At 55.3% G+C, this 17,038-nt stretch carries 16 protein-coding genes; 6 read left to right on the top strand and 10 right to left on the bottom strand.

Translation table 11 applies throughout. The features are described from left to right. Positions 1 to 22: 22 nt before the first annotated feature. Entirely contained in the window at positions 23 to 415 is a 393-nt protein-coding gene (gene mutT, locus HCH49_RS12725) for an 8-oxo-dGTP diphosphatase MutT (protein WP_023310403.1), read from the top strand. Positions 416 to 449: 34 nt separating this feature from the next. Here the strand turns inward: mutT and yacG are convergent, their stop codons facing one another. The 3 genes from yacG to coaE are packed head-to-tail and all read right to left on the bottom strand — an operon-like array spanning position 450 to position 2,017. After that, positions 450 to 644, bottom strand: a complete 195-nt coding sequence (gene yacG, locus HCH49_RS12720) for a DNA gyrase inhibitor YacG (protein ID WP_221702769.1) — start codon at positions 642 to 644, stop codon at positions 450 to 452. Positions 645 to 653: 9 nt separating this feature from the next. Then, entirely contained in the window at positions 654 to 1,397 is a 744-nt protein-coding gene (gene zapD, locus HCH49_RS12715) for a cell division protein ZapD (protein WP_221702768.1), read from the bottom strand. After that, positions 1,397 to 2,017 carry a dephospho-CoA kinase gene (gene coaE / locus HCH49_RS12710; protein WP_033144633.1) on the bottom strand — a complete coding sequence of 207 codons (621 nt, stop codon included), beginning with the start codon at positions 2,015 to 2,017 and terminating at the stop codon, positions 1,397 to 1,399. The genes zapD and coaE overlap by 1 nt, the downstream gene beginning before the upstream one ends. Positions 2,018 to 2,245: 228 nt before the next feature. Here coaE and HCH49_RS12705 point away from each other — a divergent pair, with 228 nt between their 5' ends. After that, positions 2,246 to 3,289: a GMP reductase gene (locus HCH49_RS12705; protein WP_221702767.1), complete on the top strand. Its 1,044-nt coding sequence runs from the start codon at positions 2,246 to 2,248 to the stop codon at positions 3,287 to 3,289. A 43-nt stretch (positions 3,290 to 3,332) separates the two neighbouring features. On the opposite strand, the gene hofC is transcribed toward HCH49_RS12705, so the two are convergent. The 4 genes from hofC to nadC all read right to left on the bottom strand — a co-directional run bounded on the left by hofC (position 3,333) and on the right by nadC (position 7,405). Continuing rightward, positions 3,333 to 4,517: a protein transport protein HofC gene (gene hofC, locus HCH49_RS12700; protein WP_221702766.1), complete on the bottom strand. Its 1,185-nt coding sequence runs from the start codon at positions 4,515 to 4,517 to the stop codon at positions 3,333 to 3,335. Further along, positions 4,507 to 5,889: a type II secretion system protein GspE gene (gene gspE, locus HCH49_RS12695; RefSeq protein ID WP_221702765.1), complete on the bottom strand. Its 1,383-nt coding sequence runs from the start codon at positions 5,887 to 5,889 to the stop codon at positions 4,507 to 4,509. The genes hofC and gspE overlap by 11 nt, the downstream gene beginning before the upstream one ends. Positions 5,890 to 5,899: 10 nt before the next feature. Beyond that, positions 5,900 to 6,337: a prepilin peptidase-dependent pilin gene (gene ppdD, locus HCH49_RS12690; protein ID WP_058840541.1), complete on the bottom strand. Its 438-nt coding sequence runs from the start codon at positions 6,335 to 6,337 to the stop codon at positions 5,900 to 5,902. 174 nt (positions 6,338 to 6,511) lie between these two features. Further along, complete coding sequence (nadC, locus tag HCH49_RS12685; protein WP_033144643.1) at positions 6,512 to 7,405, bottom strand: carboxylating nicotinate-nucleotide diphosphorylase; 894 nt, start codon at positions 7,403 to 7,405, stop codon at positions 6,512 to 6,514. Between the two features lie 87 nt (positions 7,406 to 7,492). On the opposite strand from nadC, the gene ampD reads away from it, so the two are divergent. Both ampD and ampE read left to right on the top strand, forming a co-directional pair. Beyond that, positions 7,493 to 8,044 carry a 1,6-anhydro-N-acetylmuramyl-L-alanine amidase AmpD gene (gene ampD / locus HCH49_RS12680; RefSeq protein WP_221702764.1) on the top strand — a complete coding sequence of 184 codons (552 nt, stop codon included), beginning with the start codon at positions 7,493 to 7,495 and terminating at the stop codon, positions 8,042 to 8,044. A 9-nt stretch (positions 8,045 to 8,053) separates the two neighbouring features. After that, positions 8,054 to 8,908, top strand: a complete 855-nt coding sequence (gene ampE, locus HCH49_RS12675) for a beta-lactamase regulator AmpE (protein WP_167819009.1) — start codon at positions 8,054 to 8,056, stop codon at positions 8,906 to 8,908. An 18-nt stretch (positions 8,909 to 8,926) separates the two neighbouring features. Here the strand turns inward: ampE and HCH49_RS12670 are convergent, their stop codons facing one another. The 3 genes from HCH49_RS12670 to aroP form a co-directional block, all read right to left on the bottom strand. Further along, complete coding sequence (locus tag HCH49_RS12670) at positions 8,927 to 9,877, bottom strand: family 43 glycosylhydrolase (RefSeq protein ID WP_221702763.1); 951 nt, start codon at positions 9,875 to 9,877, stop codon at positions 8,927 to 8,929. Between the two features lie 10 nt (positions 9,878 to 9,887). Further along, positions 9,888 to 11,285, bottom strand: coding sequence for a glycoside-pentoside-hexuronide (GPH):cation symporter (locus HCH49_RS12665; protein ID WP_221702762.1), 1,398 nt, complete (start codon positions 11,283 to 11,285; stop codon positions 9,888 to 9,890). A 164-nt stretch (positions 11,286 to 11,449) separates the two neighbouring features. Continuing rightward, positions 11,450 to 12,820 carry an aromatic amino acid transporter AroP gene (gene aroP, locus HCH49_RS12660; protein ID WP_029739677.1) on the bottom strand — a complete coding sequence of 457 codons (1,371 nt, stop codon included), beginning with the start codon at positions 12,818 to 12,820 and terminating at the stop codon, positions 11,450 to 11,452. Positions 12,821 to 13,357: 537 nt separating this feature from the next. On the opposite strand from aroP, the gene pdhR reads away from it, so the two are divergent. Both pdhR and aceE read left to right on the top strand, forming a co-directional pair. After that, positions 13,358 to 14,122: a pyruvate dehydrogenase complex transcriptional repressor PdhR gene (gene pdhR / locus HCH49_RS12655; RefSeq protein WP_008501960.1), complete on the top strand. Its 765-nt coding sequence runs from the start codon at positions 13,358 to 13,360 to the stop codon at positions 14,120 to 14,122. Positions 14,123 to 14,366: 244 nt separating this feature from the next. Further along, the gene (gene aceE / locus HCH49_RS12650) at positions 14,367 to 17,030 is read left to right on the top strand and encodes a pyruvate dehydrogenase (acetyl-transferring), homodimeric type (protein WP_023310418.1); all 2,664 of its coding nucleotides are present in this window, start codon (positions 14,367 to 14,369) and stop codon (positions 17,028 to 17,030) included. The last annotated feature ends 8 nt before the right edge of the window (positions 17,031 to 17,038 follow it).

Below are 17,038 nucleotides of genomic sequence, written 5' to 3'. Positions count from 1 at the left end.
CCTTTTTTATGGAAGTGACAATATGAAAATACTGCAAATTGCCGTCGGGATTATTCGCAACCCGCAAAACCAAATCTTTATCACCCAGCGCGCTGCCGACGCCCATATGGCAAACAAGTGGGAGTTTCCAGGCGGTAAAATCGAGTCAGGTGAAACGCCGGAAGAGGCGCTGGTTCGGGAGCTTCAGGAAGAGGTGGGGATTACTCCGCTTGGCGCAACGCTGTTTGATAAGCTTGAGTACCAGTTTCCTGACAGGCACATCACGCTGTGGTTCTGGCTGGTGGAAAACTGGGAAGGTGAACCCTGGGGAAAAGAGGGACAGCCGGGTAACTGGGTGGAACTTCAGGCAAGTGATGCCGAAAAATTCCCGCCAGCTAATGAACCCGTGATCCTGCGGTTAGTCGCACAACCGTAGGCCTGCTGAGCGAAGCGCCAGCAGGCTTTACAGATTACTGTTGGGGTTCGCTCCAGTCATCGCTATCCGAGAGATCGCCTTCGCTTGGAATGCGTTTCTCTTCCGCCGCCCATTCGCCCAGGTCAATGAGCTGGCAGCGCTTGCAGCAGAATGGGCGGAACGGACTGACTTCGCCCCAGACAACGGTTTTGCCACAGGTTGGGCAGCTTACGGTGGTGACATCAGACATCGGCACTCCTTAACAACAGGCCAGTTCAAAATCGAGACGTTCCGGCACGGTGCCATTTTCACTGTCCAGCGGCATAAAGCGAATCGCAAAGCGGCTCTTATGCCCGGAAATCTGTGGGTAAAGCTGTTCGCCGAGAGACAGATTGAGACGCAGAAGATCGGCATCATCACCGTTATCCTGGAAGAAACCATTCAGGCTGGTTTGCTTGCGGAACGGCGCAGAGTTACGGATCATATCGAGGATCAGCGACAGCGTCTGGTTCATTGGCTCCAGGCTTGCCAGCCAGCTGTTCACCTGTGCGTCACGCTGCGCCTGTGGCATATGTAGCCACATATGTAGCGTCGGCAGGTCGAAGCTACAGCAGCCGCCAGGAATGCTCAGACGCTGGCGCACCAGGCCAATCAGGCGGTCTTCACGCAAAAACTGCCCGACGCGCGGCGCGGCCATCAGGACGGCACTGCTGCTTTTCAACTGCTGGCGGAGCGCGTCGATACGGCTCTGATCTACGCCGGGGACCTCTGTCCATGCCTGCAATTTACGCTGCTGGCGCTCCAGCTCTTTGAGTAATTCTGTGCGGACATCGCCGCGTTCAATCACATCCAGCAGATCGCCTACGTTGCGGAAGAAGTGCAGCGCCGTGGCATGATCGTTAACTGGCAAATGTTGTGAAAGTTGTTGAATAAGGAATTCGATGCGCAGCCAGGTGCGCATTTTTTCGTTGAGCGGATGCTCAAAAAGGATGTGTGTCGACATTATGGTTTTTCCTGTGCAACGGCCTGCGCGGCGAACGTCAGATACTGCGCGTGCAGACGGGCAACATCCGATGCAATGGCATCTGGTGCGCCGTTATTATCAATAACATCATCCGCCACGGCAAGGCGCTGAGCGCGCGTAGCCTGAGCGGCAAGAATTTGTTCAGCATGCTCCCGAGAGACGCGATCGCGCGTCATGGTTCTCTGGATTTGCGTTTCGGGCGCGACATCAATCACCAGCACACGATCGGCTTTCTTCTGCAGCTGATTTTCAACCAGTAGCGGAACCACCCACAGGACATAGGGCGAGCGGGCTGCGGCTATCTGACGTTGAGTTTCCTGGTGGATGATGGGGTGGAGCAGGGCATTAAGCCAGGCTTTTTCCGCAGAATCAGAAAAAATACATTCTCGAAGCTGACGGCGATTCAGTGTGCCATCGGCACTGATGACTGCCTGACCAAAATGTTCTGCGATGGCCTTTAGCGCGGGTGTATTGGGCTCTACCACCTGGCGGGCAATGATATCGGCATCAATAATCGTGATACCCAAACGAGAGAACGCGTCCGCAACGGTACTTTTGCCACTACCGATGCCGCCGGTTAATGCGACGATATACCCCATTAATTCAAATCCTGGGAATTATTCATTATTAAAATCAGTTGTTTAAAACTATTAGGTGCGCTGGCAACTGTTTGGCCCTGTTTACCGGCTTTTTACCAGGTAAATTTATAGGATTGTAGCGTAAAAAAAGAGAATTTCGCAGTCTTGCGGAGCAGGTATTAGTGCGTATGATAACGTCACTGGAGTTGTGCTTTTAACATATTTGCCTCTAACCCCAGGAATCCGCACATGCGTATCGAAGAAGATCTGAAGTTAGGTTTCAAAGACGTTCTTATCCGCCCTAAACGCTCTACACTGAAAAGTCGCTCAGACGTTGAACTCGAACGTCAATTCACCTTTAAGCATTCCGGTCAGACCTGGTCTGGCGTGCCGATCATCGCTGCCAACATGGATACTGTGGGAACCTTTGAGATGGCAACCGCCCTGGCACAGTTCGACATTCTTACCGCCGTGCACAAACATTACAGCCCTGAAGAGTGGAATGCGTTTGTTGCGTCCGCGCCTGCTGACGTGGTGAAGCATGTGATGGTTTCTACCGGCACTTCCGATGCGGATTTCGAGAAGACCAAACAGATCCTGAACGCTAACCCAGCGCTCAACTTCGTTTGTATTGACGTGGCGAACGGTTACTCCGAACACTTCGTGCAGTTCGTCAGCAAGGCGCGTGAAGCCTGGCCGACGAAAACCATCATCGCGGGCAACGTGGTGACCGGTGAAATGTGTGAAGAGCTGATCCTTTCCGGTGCAGATATCGTGAAAGTGGGTATTGGCCCGGGCTCCGTGTGCACGACCCGCGTCAAAACCGGCGTCGGTTATCCGCAGCTTTCCGCCGTCATTGAATGCGCCGATGCGGCGCACGGTCTGGGCGGTCAGATCATCAGCGATGGCGGCTGTACCATGCCGGGTGATGTTGCGAAAGCGTTCGGCGGCGGCGCAGACTTCGTAATGCTCGGCGGTATGCTGGCAGGCCACGAAGAGAGCGCTGGTACCGTTGTTGAAGAGAACGGCGAGAAATTTATGCTCTTCTACGGCATGAGCTCTGAATCCGCGATGACCCGTCACGTCGGTGGCGTGGCAAAATACCGTGCGGCAGAAGGTAAAACCGTGAAGCTGCCTCTGCGCGGCCCGGTTGAATACACCGCGCGCGATATCCTCGGCGGCCTGCGCTCGGCCTGCACCTACGTTGGGGCATCCCGCCTGAAAGAGCTGACGAAACGTACGACGTTTATTCGCGTTCAGGAACAGGAAAACCGCGTATTCAATAGTCTGTAATGGCTTCTGCTGGCGCATGCCCGTGCGCCAGCACTGTTTAGCACTAACCCGCGCTCATCGCATCTCCCAGATGGAAAATCGGCAGGTACATTGCCACCACCAGCGTGCCGATGATGACCCCTGTCACAATCAGAAGCACTGGCTCGAGAAGTGCCGCCAGATTATCTGCCCGTTGAAAGGTCTGTTCCGTGTGGTGCCGGGCGAGATTTTCCAGCATGATGTCCAGCGCACCTGACATTTCGCCGGTTCGTAAAAGCTGAATACACAGCGGGGTAAAGATGGCCGCTTTCTGAAAGGATGACCAGACGGGGAGACCTTTTTCAATGTCCTCTCGAACGCTGCGGAGTATTCCCCGCCAATAGCGACTTTCAACGGTCTCCTCTGCGCTCTCCAGGCCCTGTAAAAAGGGGATACCTGCCTGCTGCGTGAGTGACAGCACGGTAAAGATGTGTCCCAGCTTTTGGCCTTTTGCCAGCGCGCCCATCACGGGCGTATGGATCAGCATGCGCTGCCAGCGAGGGTTCTGCCTCAGAGCCCAGGCGGCGGCTAAGGGCATTAATAACGCGACGAACAACGCGAGGGCATAGGACTGGATAAATGCGGCCATCCCCATGACCATTTGTGTCAGCATCGGAAGCGGCGTGTTAAACGTTTTGTAGATCGCGGCAAACTCGGGCAAGACCAGAATGACCATCGCCAGCACCACGAGTACGGCCAGCGTCAGGACGATCGCCGGATAGCGCAGGGCCTTTTTCACCTTATCTCTGAGCTGCTGCTGTGCTTTTTGCTGCTGCGCGAGCTGGCGGCAGCACTCCTCCAGTTTCCCTGTGAGCTCACCGGTTTTCACCATCGAGACATGCAGTGGGCTAAACACCGCTGGCCACTTTTTTAGCGACTCAGAAAAGGGGGATCCCTCACTGAGCTCATCGGCAATGCTTTGCAGCAGCGCCTGCCACGGTTTTAACGGATGTTGCTCTGCCAGCATCTGCAGGCTGTGGGACAACGTCAGCCCCGCCTGCAGAAGCGTTGCGAGCTGGCGAAACATCTCGTAGCAGTGATGCGGCCGCCAGCGGTGCCGCTGAGCGCATCGGGTTAGTGCCAGAGGATGGAGATCGCTACGCATCAGCCTGGTGAAGGCGGCATTGCGGTCTGTGGCCCAGAGTGTCCCGCTTCGGGGCTCACCTTCTTTGGTGAGCGCTCGCCAGCGCCAGAGCTGATTAGCAGCCATCCGGCATTCCCAGCACGCGCACCAGCTCTTCGATCGTGGTCAGCCCTTTTTCGACGGCCATGCAGCCGTGCTCAAAAAGAGAAATCATTCCCGCCTGCCGGGCTCTCGCCTCTATCACTTCGATTCCCGCCCCGCTGGCAATGGCCTGGCGCAGGGCATTGTCGATCGCCAGTACTTCAAAAATGGCAACGCGGCCATAAAAACCGTGATAACAGCGATCGCAGCCGGTGGGCTGCCAGCGTGGAAGCGGTCTGGACCATACGGCGCGCGGTAATTCAGCATGCTCGCTGGCTTCCCGGCGACAGTGCGGACACAAACGCCGGACCAGTCTCTGGGCAATCACCATCGACAGCGCGGAAGATATCATCCAGCGCGCGACGCCCATCTGCTCCAGGCGAATCAGGGTTTCCGTCGTCGAGTTGGTGTGCAGCGTTGACAGCACCAGATGACCGGTCTGGGCGGCATTAATGGCAATTTCTGCCGTTTCACCGTCACGGATTTCGCCGACCATAATGATGTCTGGATCCTGACGCAGCAGCGCCCTCAGCACGCTCTGGAATGTTAAACCCGCCCGGGGATTAATCTGCGTCTGGTTTAATCCCGCAAGGGGGATTTCAATCGGATCCTCCACGCTACAGATGTTGACGTCAGGGGTATTACGCGCCTGCAGCGCGCTGTACAGCGTCACGGTTTTGCCGCTGCCGGTAGGGCCGGTGACCAGAATCAGCCCCTGCGGCTGGTGGAGAACCTCATTGAAACAGGCCAGTTGTTCTGCGCTCATGCCAAGCGCTTTCGGCTCAAGAGCCTGCTGAACCTGATGCAGCAGACGCAGCACAATTTTCTCGCCACCGCTGCAGGGAAGCGTCGCGATCCGAAACGAGACCGGCTCGTTTGCCAGCTCAATCGTAAACTGACCGTCCTGAGGTAAACGACGTTCAGCAATATCCAGGTTACCCAGCACCTTTAAACGTGCGCTGAACTGACTTGCCAGCGAGGCGGAAAGCGGAGGCTGGGGGCAAAGAACGCCGTCGATGCGTAAACGAATCTGGCATGCATGCTCCATCGGTTCGATATGAATGTCGGAGGCGCGCTGGTTGATTGCCTGCTGCAGCGTGTGGTTGAGGATATCCACCGTCGAGTGTGTTTGCGAAACGACGGGCAGATGCGATTGTGACGTTAGCTGCCGGTGTTTTTCCATGCGCTCAGCGCTCCAGCACTCAATATCAATCCGTTTCTGGGTCGCGAAGCGCAGCGCCTCCATGAGTTCAGCCGCGGGGCTGCCCACGACGGCGATGCTGACTATCTCACTGTCGCTGGTGAGCAGCAGAGCGTGATGGCGCTGACAAAGCGCCACGAGTTGATCGGTATTCATTATCCGCTCCTCAGTTATTGTCGAAGCGGAAAACGTCTTCGCAGGCCTGTTTCAGGGCGCTGTCAGCACTGATGTTGCAGTCGCGCGTCCAGCCCGTCATACCGTTGCCGTCGCTCCACCGTGGCGTCATGGTTACCGTCAGCCCGTTAAGACTCTCCTGTCCTGTTAAGGTCACGGTCCCTTTCGCCACGCTCATTCCTGAAACGTAGCGTGTCGTGGTGGGGGAAGGGATACCGTTACTGCCGGCGTCGCAGCTCTCCACGCCACCGTGATCCAGCGCGCAAAGCTCGATGGCCGTGCGGTAGGGAACGAAGGTTTGCAGCATATCGGTCAGCGCCGCCTTGCGCAGGTAGTTCTGATAGGCGGGAACGCCGATGGCGCTCAGAATCGCAATGATGCCAATGACCACCATCAGCTCAATGAGTGTGAAGCCTTGTTGTCTGTCCATATCTGCTCCTTATGCAAAGTGGCGCTACTTTGTCAGCGGGAAAGAGCAGAAACGAGAGGCAAAAAAGGGAACGGGAAGGAGGCTTCAGAGAATTTATTCAGTGTTGCAGGGAAGAACAGCGGATCTGCGAGCGGGGCTGAAATTCCCCTCTCCGGGTGGAGAGGGGAGAATGCGTTATTTGAAGCGCATTGAGAGGTCGAGGGCGCGAACGTGTTTGGTCAACGCGCCGACGGAGATGTAATCCACGCCGGTTTCGGCGAATTCACGGATCGTTTCGAAAGTGACGTTCCCGGATACTTCAAGCTGGGCCCGGCCGTTAGTCAGTTTTACCGCCTCGCGCATCTGCTCTGTTTCGAAGTTATCGAGCATGATGATATCGGCCCCGGCCTTAATCGCCTGCTCCAGCTCTTCCAGACTTTCGACTTCTACCTCGACAGGCACATCCGGGTGCAGCCAGAAGGCTTTCTCCACCGCCTGACGCACGGAGCCAGAGGCAATAATGTGGTTCTCTTTAATCAGGAAGGCGTCGGATAAGCCCAGGCGATGGTTTGCGCCGCCCCCGCACAGCACCGCATACTTCAGCGCGGTGCGCAGGCCCGGCAGCGTTTTGCGGGTATCCAGCAGCTGGGTGCGGGTACCGGCCAGCAGGTCAACGTAGCGACGCACTTCGCTGGCCACGCCAGAGAGCGTTTGTACAAAATTGAGCGCGGTACGTTCGCCGGTCAGCAAGACGCGGGAAGGACCGTCCAGTTCAAACAGCGGCTGGTTTGCCGTAATTGCATCGCCGTCTTCAACGTGCCAGATAATCTGCACATCATCACCCGCCAGCTGGGTAAAGACCTCTTCAACCCAACGCTTGCCGCAAAAAACGCCGTCTTCACGGGTAATAATGACCGCGTGCGAGCGCGTCTCTTTTGGCAACAATTGTGCGGTAATATCCTTATCAGCGTTAACGTCACCGCCCAGATCTTCTTTCAAAGCATGGGAGACGCTTGCCGGAATATCCATATTAATACGTTCCAGAAGCGCTTCACGTCGGTGGTCGGGGTTGTAGCGGCGAGGCGGCATGATAAAACTCCAAATTGGTAACGAATCATAATATTGAAACATGCTACTCTGAACCGAGTCATTGCACCATACAGAAGGAGTTCCAGCATGTTGTTAGAAAACGGATGGCTGGTGGATGCGCGGCACGTGCCCTCGCCGCACCACGATTGCCGCCCGGAGGATGAAAAGCCCACACTGCTGGTGGTTCATAATATTAGTCTCCCGCCGGGTGAATTTGGCGGCCCGTGGATCGATGCGTTATTCACGGGAACGATTGATCCCGATGCTCATCCCTTCTTTGCTGAAATTGCACATCTGCGCGTATCGGCTCACTGCTTGATTCGTCTCGATGGTGAAGTGGTTCAGTATGTTCCCTTTGATAAGCGCGCCTGGCATGCCGGCGTGTCGATGTATCACGGGCGCGAACGGTGTAACGATTTTTCTATCGGAATCGAACTGGAAGGAACGGATACGACGCCCTACACCGATTCACAGTATCAACAGCTAGCGGCAGTGACCCGCACGCTTATCGGACTCTACCCGGCTATCGCCGAAAATATCACGGGACACAGTGATATAGCCCCGGAGAGAAAAACCGATCCCGGCCCGGCCTTTGACTGGCCCCGGTTTCGCGCCATGCTCACCGCGTCGTCAGAATAAGGAGATACCATGACGTTGTTTACCATGCTGCTGGTTATGATCGCTGAACGCCTGTTCAAGCTCGGCGAGCACTGGCATCTGGATCACCGGCTGGAGGTATTATTCCGCCGTATCAAACATTTTTCCATGCTGCGCACGCTGCTGATGATGGCAGGGGTGATGGTCATTACGTTCCTGCTCCTGCGTTCGCTGTACGGACTCTTTTTCAACGTGCCGCTGCTGGTGGTGTGGATCCTGCTTGGGGTGCTGTGCATTGGCGCAGGCAAGGTGCGTTTACACTATCACGCATACCTGAAAGCCGCCTCCCGTGACGATGCCCATGCGCGCGGTGCCATGGCGAGCGAGCTGACGATGATCCACGGCGTGCCGCCGGACTGTGACGAGCGCGAATTCCTGCGCGAGCTGCAAAACGCGCTGCTGTGGATTAACTTCCGTTACTACCTTGCGCCGCTGTTCTGGTTTGTAGTGGGTGGTCCGCTGGGGCCGGTACTGCTGATGGGATATGCGTTCCTGCGCGCCTGGCAGACCTGGCTTGCCCGTTATCTGACGCCGCATGAACGCCTGCAGTCCGGTATTGACGCCATCCTGCACGTGATCGACTGGCTCCCGGTGCGTCTGGTCGGCGTGGTGTACGCGTTAATTGGTCACGGTGAAAAAGCGCTGCCCGCATGGTTCGCTTCTCTTGCCGATCGCCATACGTCGCAGTACCAGGTGCTAACGCGTCTGGCGCAGTTCTCGCTGGCGCGTGAGCCGCATACCGACAAGATTGAAACGCCGAAAGCCGCTGTTTCCATGGCGAAGAAAACGTCGTTTGTGGTGGTGGTTATCGTGGCGCTGCTGACTATCTACGGCACGCTGGTGTAGGCCAGCGCGCCGCAAAGGCTAAAGCGTATCCGCGGGCGGGATGCCGAAATCAGGCATCCCGCTTTCATTCCAGCGGACAAGCTTCAGTCGGGTATGGCGATTCGGATCGTACAGCGGGTCGCCCTCAATTTCGGTGTAGTTCCGCGCGTGATACACCAGCACATCTTCCCCTTCCGGCGTTTGCGTAAAGCTGTTGTGGCCCGGGCCGTACTGACGATTTTCGTAGCTGGTAACGAACACCGGATGGGGGGATTTGTGCCAGTTTGCCGGGTTTTGCGGATCGGCATTCAGGTCTATCCACAGTAGACCCATGCAGTAGTTCTCGTCGGTAGCGCTGGCGGAATAGCTGATAAACAGCTTATCGCCGTGAACCAGTACCGCCGGGCCTTCGTTGACCCAAAACCCGCGACGCTCCCAGTCGTGGTCAGGCTTGCTGAGCATCACCGGCTCGCCTTTCAGCGTCCACGGGTTCTCCATTTCACACAGATAAAGATTGGAGTTACCGGTGATGTCCGGCGCTTTTTGCGCCCACAGATACCAGCGTTTCCCCTGATGAACAAAGGTGGTGGCGTCCAGAGCGAAGGTATCGAAAGGCGTTTTGATTTGCCCTTTCTCCACCCACGTGCCGGTGAGCGGATCGCCGTCGGCACATTCAATGGCGAACATACGGTGCTGGAACATTCCGAGCGCGTCGAGCGCCTGGGTGTGCGTCGCAGCAAAATAGATGTACCACTTGCCGTCGATGTGGTGCAGTTCCGGCGCCCAGATCAGCTGGCTCATCGGCCCGGTCTCGGGTTTGCGCCAGACCACCACTTCTTCAGCATTACGTAAGCCTTCCAGAGACTCTGCGCGGCGGATTGCCAGCCTGTCGTACTCCGGCACGGAGGCGATAAAATAGTATTGCCCCTCGTGGCGTAAAATGTACGGATCGGCGCGTTGTTCAATAAACGGGTTTGGCCAGGTTTGCATTCGGCTTTCCTTATTTTGTCTCAGCGGCTTTGAGTTCCTGATAATCATTCAGTTCGCGGTAATTGGCGCGACGCTTTTCCAGATCGGACTGGATCTGCTTCATGGTTTCGCGGTCCACTTTCAGCAGGCGCACCACGCCCGCGGTAACTAAGTATCCAATGCCGGGAATGACGGTAAAGAGCAGCACGATCCCGTTAATGGCGTCCGCGCTCTGCGCTTTTGCTCCCGCGTCATAACCGTACCAGGAGAGCAGGAAGCCGACCATCGCCCCGGCAATCGCCAGCCCCAGCTTCAGGAAGAAGATGTTGCCGGAGAAGCTGATCCCGGTGATACGCTTACCGGTCTTCCACTCGCCGTAGTCGTCCACGTCGGCCATCAGCGACCAGTGCAGCGGAGACGGGATCTGGTGCAGGATGTTCAGCAGGAAGTAGAGCACCACGATGGTGACGGTGGCTTTCGGGTCGAAGAAATAAAAGGCGGTTGAGAAAATCGCCAGCACGATATTGGTCCAGAAGAAGACCTTGAGCTTACACCAGCGGTCGGTCAGCACTTTTGCCAGCACGCTGCCGAGCATCATGCCGACCACGCCCAGGCTGATAAACAGCGTGGCGAAATGGGTGCTCTGGCCCATCACCCAGGTGACGTAATACATGGTGGCCGCCATGCGGATAAAGCCCGGGCAGACGTTGCACAGGGTCAGGAGCAGAATGCGTACCCACTGGTCGTTCTTCCACACGTCTTTGAGATCGTTTTTCAGCTCGTCGTTGGTCTGTACCGCCGGACGCACGCGCTCGCGCACGGTGGCGAAGCAGAACAGGAACATGCAGGTGCCAATCAGCGCCAGGACGGTCATCGCCATCTGGTAACCTTTGGCTTTGTTATCCCCGCCAAACCAGTCGGCCATCGGCAGCAGCGTTAATGAGAGCAGCAGCGTGGCGATGCCGACCAGCACGAAGCGATACGACTGGCAGGCCACGCGCTCTTTTGGATCGTTGGTGATCACCCCGCCCAGCGAGCAGTAGGGAATGTTGATGGCCGTATAGGTTAAAGAGAGCAGGAAGTAGGTGACAAACGCATAGATAACTTTGCTGTTATAGCTCCACTCCGGCGTGGTGAACATCAGAATGCTGAACAGCGCGTAGGGGAAAGCGATCCACAGCAGCCATGGACGAAACCGACCATATTTGCTGCGGGTACGGTCAGCAATCGCGCCCATGATCGGGTCCGTTACGGCGTCAATCACGCGCACGGAAAGCAGCAGCACGCCGACCAGCGCAGGGGCGAGGCCAAAAATATCCGTATAAAAATAGTTAACAAACAGCATGATGGCGCCGAAGATGATATTGCATCCCGCGTCTCCCATCCCATAGCCGATCTTTTCTTTTACTGACAGTGTGTTGTTATCCATCGACAGCTCTCCGGTTTACGGTATGGAGAGAATTATTTGCTGGCGAAGGAATATATGCGTTGCAGTATCAGGGCGGTGATATGGATAAATGCGCTGTGGGCGTGAAAGTGTGAGGGAGGTAACAACGCGCGGCACCCGCAAAAGCAGGCGCCGCGGAGAGAGGCTTAGTGTGCTTTCATGGCATTACGGCTTTTCTGGCTGAAGAGATAGCCCACGCCAAGGATCGCAATCCAGACCGGGATCAGGTAGACGGAAATCGCCATACCCGGCGTGATCAGCATGATCACCAGCACGGCCGCCATGAACACCAGGCACACCCAGTTGCCCAGCGGATAGAGCAGGGCAGGGAAGCGGGTGGTGACGCCCTGCTGCTGCTTGGCGCGGCGGAACTTCATGTGCGCCAGGCTGATCATCGCCCAGTTGATGACCAGGGCAGAGACCACCAGTGCCATCAGCAGGCCAAACGCCGATTCCGGAGCCATGTAGTTAATGAGCACGCACAGCGCGGTCACAACCGCCGAAACCAGAATTGTGTTTACCGGCACGCCGCGTTTATCGACGTTGAGCAGCGCTTTAGGCGCGTTGCCCTGCTGGGCCAGGCCGAACAGCATACGGCTGTTGCAGTATACGCAGCTGTTGTAAACGGAGAGCGCTGCTGTCAGAACAACCACGTTGAGTGCGTTTGCTACAAAGGTATCGCCCAGCTCGTGGAAGATCAGCACAAACGGGCTGGTGTCGGCGGTCACGCGCGTCCACGGCAGCAGGGAGAGCAGCACGGCCAGCGAGCCCACATAGAAGATCAGAATGCGGTAGATAACCTGGTTTGTGGCTTTTGGAATGCTCTGCTCCGGGTTGTCGGCTTCAGCGGCGGTGATGCCCACCAGCTCGAGTCCGCCGAAGGAGAACATGATGATGGCCATCATCATCACGAGGCCCGTCATGCCGTGAGGCAGGAAGCCGCCCTGTTCCCAGAGGTTGCGCACGGTTGCCTGCGGGCCGCCGTTGCCGCTGAACAGCAGCCAGCCGCCGAAGATGATCATCGCCACAACGGCAATGACCTTGATGATAGCGAACCAGAACTCCATCTCACCGAACACTTTTACGTTGGTCAGGTTAATGGCGTTAATAATGACGAAGAAAGCCGCTGCGGAGGCCCAGGTTGGGATCTCGGGATACCAGAACTGAATGTATTTCCCGACGGCGGTAAGCTCGGCCATGGCAACCAGAACGTACAGCACCCAGTAGTTCCAGCCCGAGGCGAAACCGGCAAAGCTGCCCCAGTATTTATAGGCAAAGTGGCTGAAGGAGCCTGCGACCGGCTCTTCAACGACCATTTCACCCAGCTGGCGCATAATCAGAAAGGCAATAAAGCCGGCAATCGCGTAACCCAAAATAATGCCGGGACCGGCTGACTGGATAACGGATGCGCTGCCCAGAAACAGGCCAGTACCAATCGCACCGCCCAGTGCGATGAGCTGTATATGGCGGTTTTTAAGCCCGCGCTTTAGCTGATCGCCGTGCTGTTGAGCTTCCATTTGAAACCTCGTGTGTGGTTGTTATGTTCACGCTGTGCGTGTGTAATTATGAAAATCCATATTCTGTATTTATTTCTTTACGGTTAACGAGACCGAAAAAAGCGGACATGACTTCCGTAAGCGCAAGAATAGTGGTAAGCGCCTGCGAATGCACCTGCTTTATGAAGGGGTGATGACGACTTGAATAAAAAGAAAGCATTTGTAAATCGGCCCGCTTATTCTTCCTAACCCAACCTATAGAATAGAAATGCTCCGTAAGTGGGCGAATTTTCATTATTTGCCTTGTTGAATCGCTTCAGATTGCAAAAACCCTCGTTTCATTATGGTTAAAACTCCCTCTTTGGGAGTAATCAACTCATTTGTGCAAAGTTACATTTCTGAAACGTTATTTCTGTAAGGTTGTTAAAATGTGCAGGGTTTACTGATTTCAATCAAAACCAATATGGACAGAAGGTGAATACTTTGTTACTTTAGCGATACGAAATAGAAATTGGTAAGACCAATTGACTCCGGGCAAAAAGGCGTAAGACAGGGAATATGGCCTACAGCAAAATTCGCCAACCAAAACTATCTGATGTGATTGAGCAGCAGCTGGAGTTTTTAATCCTCGAAGGGACTCTGCGCCCGGGTGAGAAACTTCCGCCAGAACGCGAGCTGGCAAAACAGTTCGACGTTTCACGTCCCTCTCTGCGTGAGGCGATTCAACGTCTCGAAGCAAAGGGCTTGCTGCTTCGTCGCCAGGGCGGCGGAACCTTTGTGCAAAACAGCCTGTGGCAGAGCTTCAGCGATCCGCTGGTAGAACTTCTCTCTGACCACCCAGAATCCCAGTTTGACCTGCTTGAGACCCGTCACGCGCTTGAAGGTATTGCGGCCTATTACGCCGCCCTTCGCAGCACTGATGAAGATCGCGTGCGTATCCGCGAACTGCATCAGGCCATTGAACGGGCACAGCAGTCCGGCGATCTAGACGCCGAGTCCAGCGCCGTCGTCCAGTATCAAATAGCCGTCACCGAAGCGGCCCACAACGTGGTGCTCCTCCATCTGCTACGCTGCATGGAGCCCATGCTGGCCCAGAACGTTCGTCAGAATTTTGAATTGTTGTATGCCCGTCGGGACATGCTCCCACTGGTAAGCAACCATCGCACCCGAGTATTCGAGGCGATAATGGCCGGGGAACCGGAGCAGGCGCGCGAAGCGTCGCACCGACATCTGGCTTTCATTGAGGAAATCTTGCTGGACCGCAGCCGTGAACAATCGCGTCGCGAACGTTCATTACGCCGCATACAGCAACGAAAGGATTAAGCGCCAGGTACTTTTAGAGCGCGGCAACTAAACGCAGAACCTGTCTTATTGTGCTTTTGGTTGTTCAAATAGTTCGGGTTATATCGCGGCGGCAAGCGCGCGAATCCCCGGGAGCATAGCGAACTATGTGACCGGGGTGAGAAAGCGCAGCCAACAAAGAGATAACCCGAAATATTAAGAACAAAGAGCACAATGGGACAGGTTCCAGACAAATCAACGTATTAGATAGATAAGGAATACCCCCATGTCAGAACGTCTCCAAAATGACGTGGATCCGATCGAAACTCGCGACTGGCTACAGGCGATCGAATCGGTCATCCGTGAAGAAGGTGTTGAGCGCGCTCAGTATCTGATTGATCAGCTGCTTTCTGAAGCCCGCAAAGGCGGTGTGAAGGTTGCTTCAGGTGCAGGGGCTAGCAACTACGTAAACACGATTGCCGTCGAAGACGAACCGGAATACCCGGGCAATCTGGATCTGGAACGTCGTATCCGTTCTGCAATCCGCTGGAACGCCATCATGACCGTTCTGCGCGCATCCAAGAAAGACCTGGAACTGGGTGGCCACATGGCGTCCTTCCAGTCTTCTGCAACCGTTTACGAAGTGTGCTTCAACCACTTCTTCCGTGCAGCGAACGAGAAAGACGGCGGCGATCTGGTGTACTTCCAGGGCCACATCTCTCCGGGCATCTATGCACGTGCATTCCTGGAAGGTCGTCTGACTGAAGAGCAGATGAACAACTTCCGTCAGGAAGTTCACGGTAAAGGTCTGTCTTCTTACCCGCACCCTAAACTGATGCCTGAATTCTGGCAGTTCCCGACCGTATCTATGGGTCTGGGCCCAATCGGTGCGATCTATCAGGCTAAATTCCTGAAATACCTGGAACACCGTGGTCTGAAAGACACCTCTGAGCAGACCGTTTACGCCTTCCTGGGCGACGGCGAAATGGATGAGCCAGAATCCAAAGGTGCGATCACCATAGCAACCCGTGAGAAGCTGGACAACCTGTGCTTCATCATCAACTGTAACCTGCAGCGTCTGGATGGTCCGGTAACCGGTAACGGCAAGATCATCAACGAACTGGAAGGCATCTTCGCAGGTGCTGGCTGGAACGTGATCAAAGTCATGTGGGGCGGTCGTTGGGATGAGCTGCTGCGTAAAGACACCAGCGGTAAACTGATCCAGCTGATGAACGAAACCGTTGACGGTGACTACCAGACCTTCAAATCCAAAGACGGTGCCTACGTTCGTGAGCACTTCTTCGGCAAATACCCTGAAACCGCAGCACTGGTTGCAGACTGGACTGATGAGCAGATCTGGGCTCTGAACCGCGGTGGTCACGATCCGAAGAAAGTCTACGCTGCACTGAAAAAAGCGCGCGAAACCAAAGGTAAAGCGACTGTAATCCTGGCCCATACCATCAAAGGTTACGGCATGGGTGATACCGCAGAAGGTAAAAACATCGCTCACCAGGTTAAGAAAATGAACATGGACGGCGTGCGTTATATCCGCGACCGTTTCAACGTTCCAGTGACCGATGAGCAGGTAGAAAACCTGTCTTACATCACCTTCCCGGAAGGTTCTGAAGAGCACAAGTACCTGCACGAACGTCGTCAGGCGCTGAAAGGCTACCTGCCAGCTCGTCAGCCTAACTTCACCGAGAAGCTGGAACTGCCAGCGCTGGAAGACTTCTCTCAGCTGCTGGAAGAGCAGAACAAAGAGATCTCTACCACTATCGCTTTCGTTCGTGCCCTGAACGTGATGCTGAAGAACAAGTCGATCAAAGATCGTCTGGTTCCAATCATCGCCGACGAAGCGCGTACTTTCGGTATGGAAGGTCTGTTCCGTCAGATCGGTATCTACAGCCCGAACGGCCAGCAGTACACCCCGCAGGACCGTGAGCAGGTTGCATACTACAAAGAAGACGAGAAAGGTCAGATCCTGCAGGAAGGTATCAACGAGCTGGGCGCAGGCGCATCCTGGCTGGCTGCTGCGACCTCTTACAGCACCAACAACCTGCCGATGATCCCGTTCTACATTTACTACTCCATGTTCGGGTTCCAGCGTATCGGTGACCTGTGCTGGCAGGCAGGCGACCAGCAGGCTCGCGGCTTCCTGGTAGGCGGTACCTCCGGTCGTACGACTCTGAACGGTGAAGGTCTGCAGCACGAAGATGGCCACAGCCACATTCAGTCTCTGACTATCCCTAACTGTATCTCTTACGATCCGTCTTACGCATACGAAGTGGCAGTCATCATGCATGACGGTCTGCAGCGCATGTACGGTGAAGCGCAAGAGAACATTTACTACTACATCACCACCCTGAACGAAAACTACCACATGCCGGCAATGCCAGCAGGTGCCGAGGAAGGTATCCGTAAAGGTATCTACAAACTCGAAACCATCGAAGGTAGCAAAGGTAAAGTTCAGCTGCTGGGCTCCGGTTCTATCCTGCGTCACGTTCGTGAAGCAGCGCAGATCCTGGCGAAAGACTACGGCGTGGGTTCCGACGTGTACTCTGTGACTTCCTTCACTGAACTGGCGCGTGATGGCCAGGATTGTGAGCGCTGGAACATGCTGCACCCACTGGAAACTCCACGTGTTCCGTACATCGCTCAGGTGATGAACGACGCGCCAGCGGTGGCGTCTACTGACTATATGAAACTGTTCGCAGAGCAGGTTCGTACTTACGTTCCAGCTGATGATTATCGCGTACTGGGTACTGACGGCTTCGGTCGTTCTGACAGCCGCGAAAACCTGCGTCACCACTTCGAAGTTGATGCTTCTTACGTGGTTGTAGCAGCACTGGGCGAACTGGCTAAACGTGGCGAAATCGATAAGAAAGTGGTTGCGGACGCAATCACCAAATTCAACATCGATGCAGAAAAAGTTAACCCGCGTCTGGCGTAAGAGGTAAA

The sequence above is a fragment of the Enterobacter sp. Y17 genome, from assembly GCF_019730495.1.
Classification (GTDB): Bacteria; Pseudomonadota; Gammaproteobacteria; order Enterobacterales; family Enterobacteriaceae; genus Enterobacter; species Enterobacter asburiae_B.
This window is presented reverse-complemented; position numbering and strand designations above follow the sequence as displayed.

What these genes read in the sequence shown, in the direction of transcription:
- aceE (WP_023310418.1), top strand. Translation starts at nt 14,367, where the DNA reads ATGTCAGAACGTCTCCAAAATGACGTGGATCCGATCGAAACTCGCGAC.
- yacG (WP_221702769.1), bottom strand. Translation starts at nt 644, where the DNA reads ATGTCTGATGTCACCACCGTAAGCTGCCCAACCTGTGGCAAAACCGTT.
- HCH49_RS12670 (WP_221702763.1), bottom strand. Translation starts at nt 9,877, where the DNA reads ATGCAAACCTGGCCAAACCCGTTTATTGAACAACGCGCCGATCCGTAC.
- pdhR (WP_008501960.1), top strand. Translation starts at nt 13,358, where the DNA reads ATGGCCTACAGCAAAATTCGCCAACCAAAACTATCTGATGTGATTGAG.
- mutT (WP_023310403.1), top strand. Translation starts at nt 23, where the DNA reads ATGAAAATACTGCAAATTGCCGTCGGGATTATTCGCAACCCGCAAAAC.
- ppdD (WP_058840541.1), bottom strand. Translation starts at nt 6,337, where the DNA reads ATGGACAGACAACAAGGCTTCACACTCATTGAGCTGATGGTGGTCATT.
- hofC (WP_221702766.1), bottom strand. Translation starts at nt 4,517, where the DNA reads ATGGCTGCTAATCAGCTCTGGCGCTGGCGAGCGCTCACCAAAGAAGGT.
- coaE (WP_033144633.1), bottom strand. Translation starts at nt 2,017, where the DNA reads ATGGGGTATATCGTCGCATTAACCGGCGGCATCGGTAGTGGCAAAAGT.
- gspE (WP_221702765.1), bottom strand. Translation starts at nt 5,889, where the DNA reads ATGAATACCGATCAACTCGTGGCGCTTTGTCAGCGCCATCACGCTCTG.
- HCH49_RS12665 (WP_221702762.1), bottom strand. Translation starts at nt 11,285, where the DNA reads ATGGATAACAACACACTGTCAGTAAAAGAAAAGATCGGCTATGGGATG.
- HCH49_RS12705 (WP_221702767.1), top strand. Translation starts at nt 2,246, where the DNA reads ATGCGTATCGAAGAAGATCTGAAGTTAGGTTTCAAAGACGTTCTTATC.
- ampE (WP_167819009.1), top strand. Translation starts at nt 8,054, where the DNA reads ATGACGTTGTTTACCATGCTGCTGGTTATGATCGCTGAACGCCTGTTC.
- aroP (WP_029739677.1), bottom strand. Translation starts at nt 12,820, where the DNA reads ATGGAAGCTCAACAGCACGGCGATCAGCTAAAGCGCGGGCTTAAAAAC.
- nadC (WP_033144643.1), bottom strand. Translation starts at nt 7,405, where the DNA reads ATGCCGCCTCGCCGCTACAACCCCGACCACCGACGTGAAGCGCTTCTG.
- zapD (WP_221702768.1), bottom strand. Translation starts at nt 1,397, where the DNA reads ATGTCGACACACATCCTTTTTGAGCATCCGCTCAACGAAAAAATGCGC.
- ampD (WP_221702764.1), top strand. Translation starts at nt 7,493, where the DNA reads ATGTTGTTAGAAAACGGATGGCTGGTGGATGCGCGGCACGTGCCCTCG.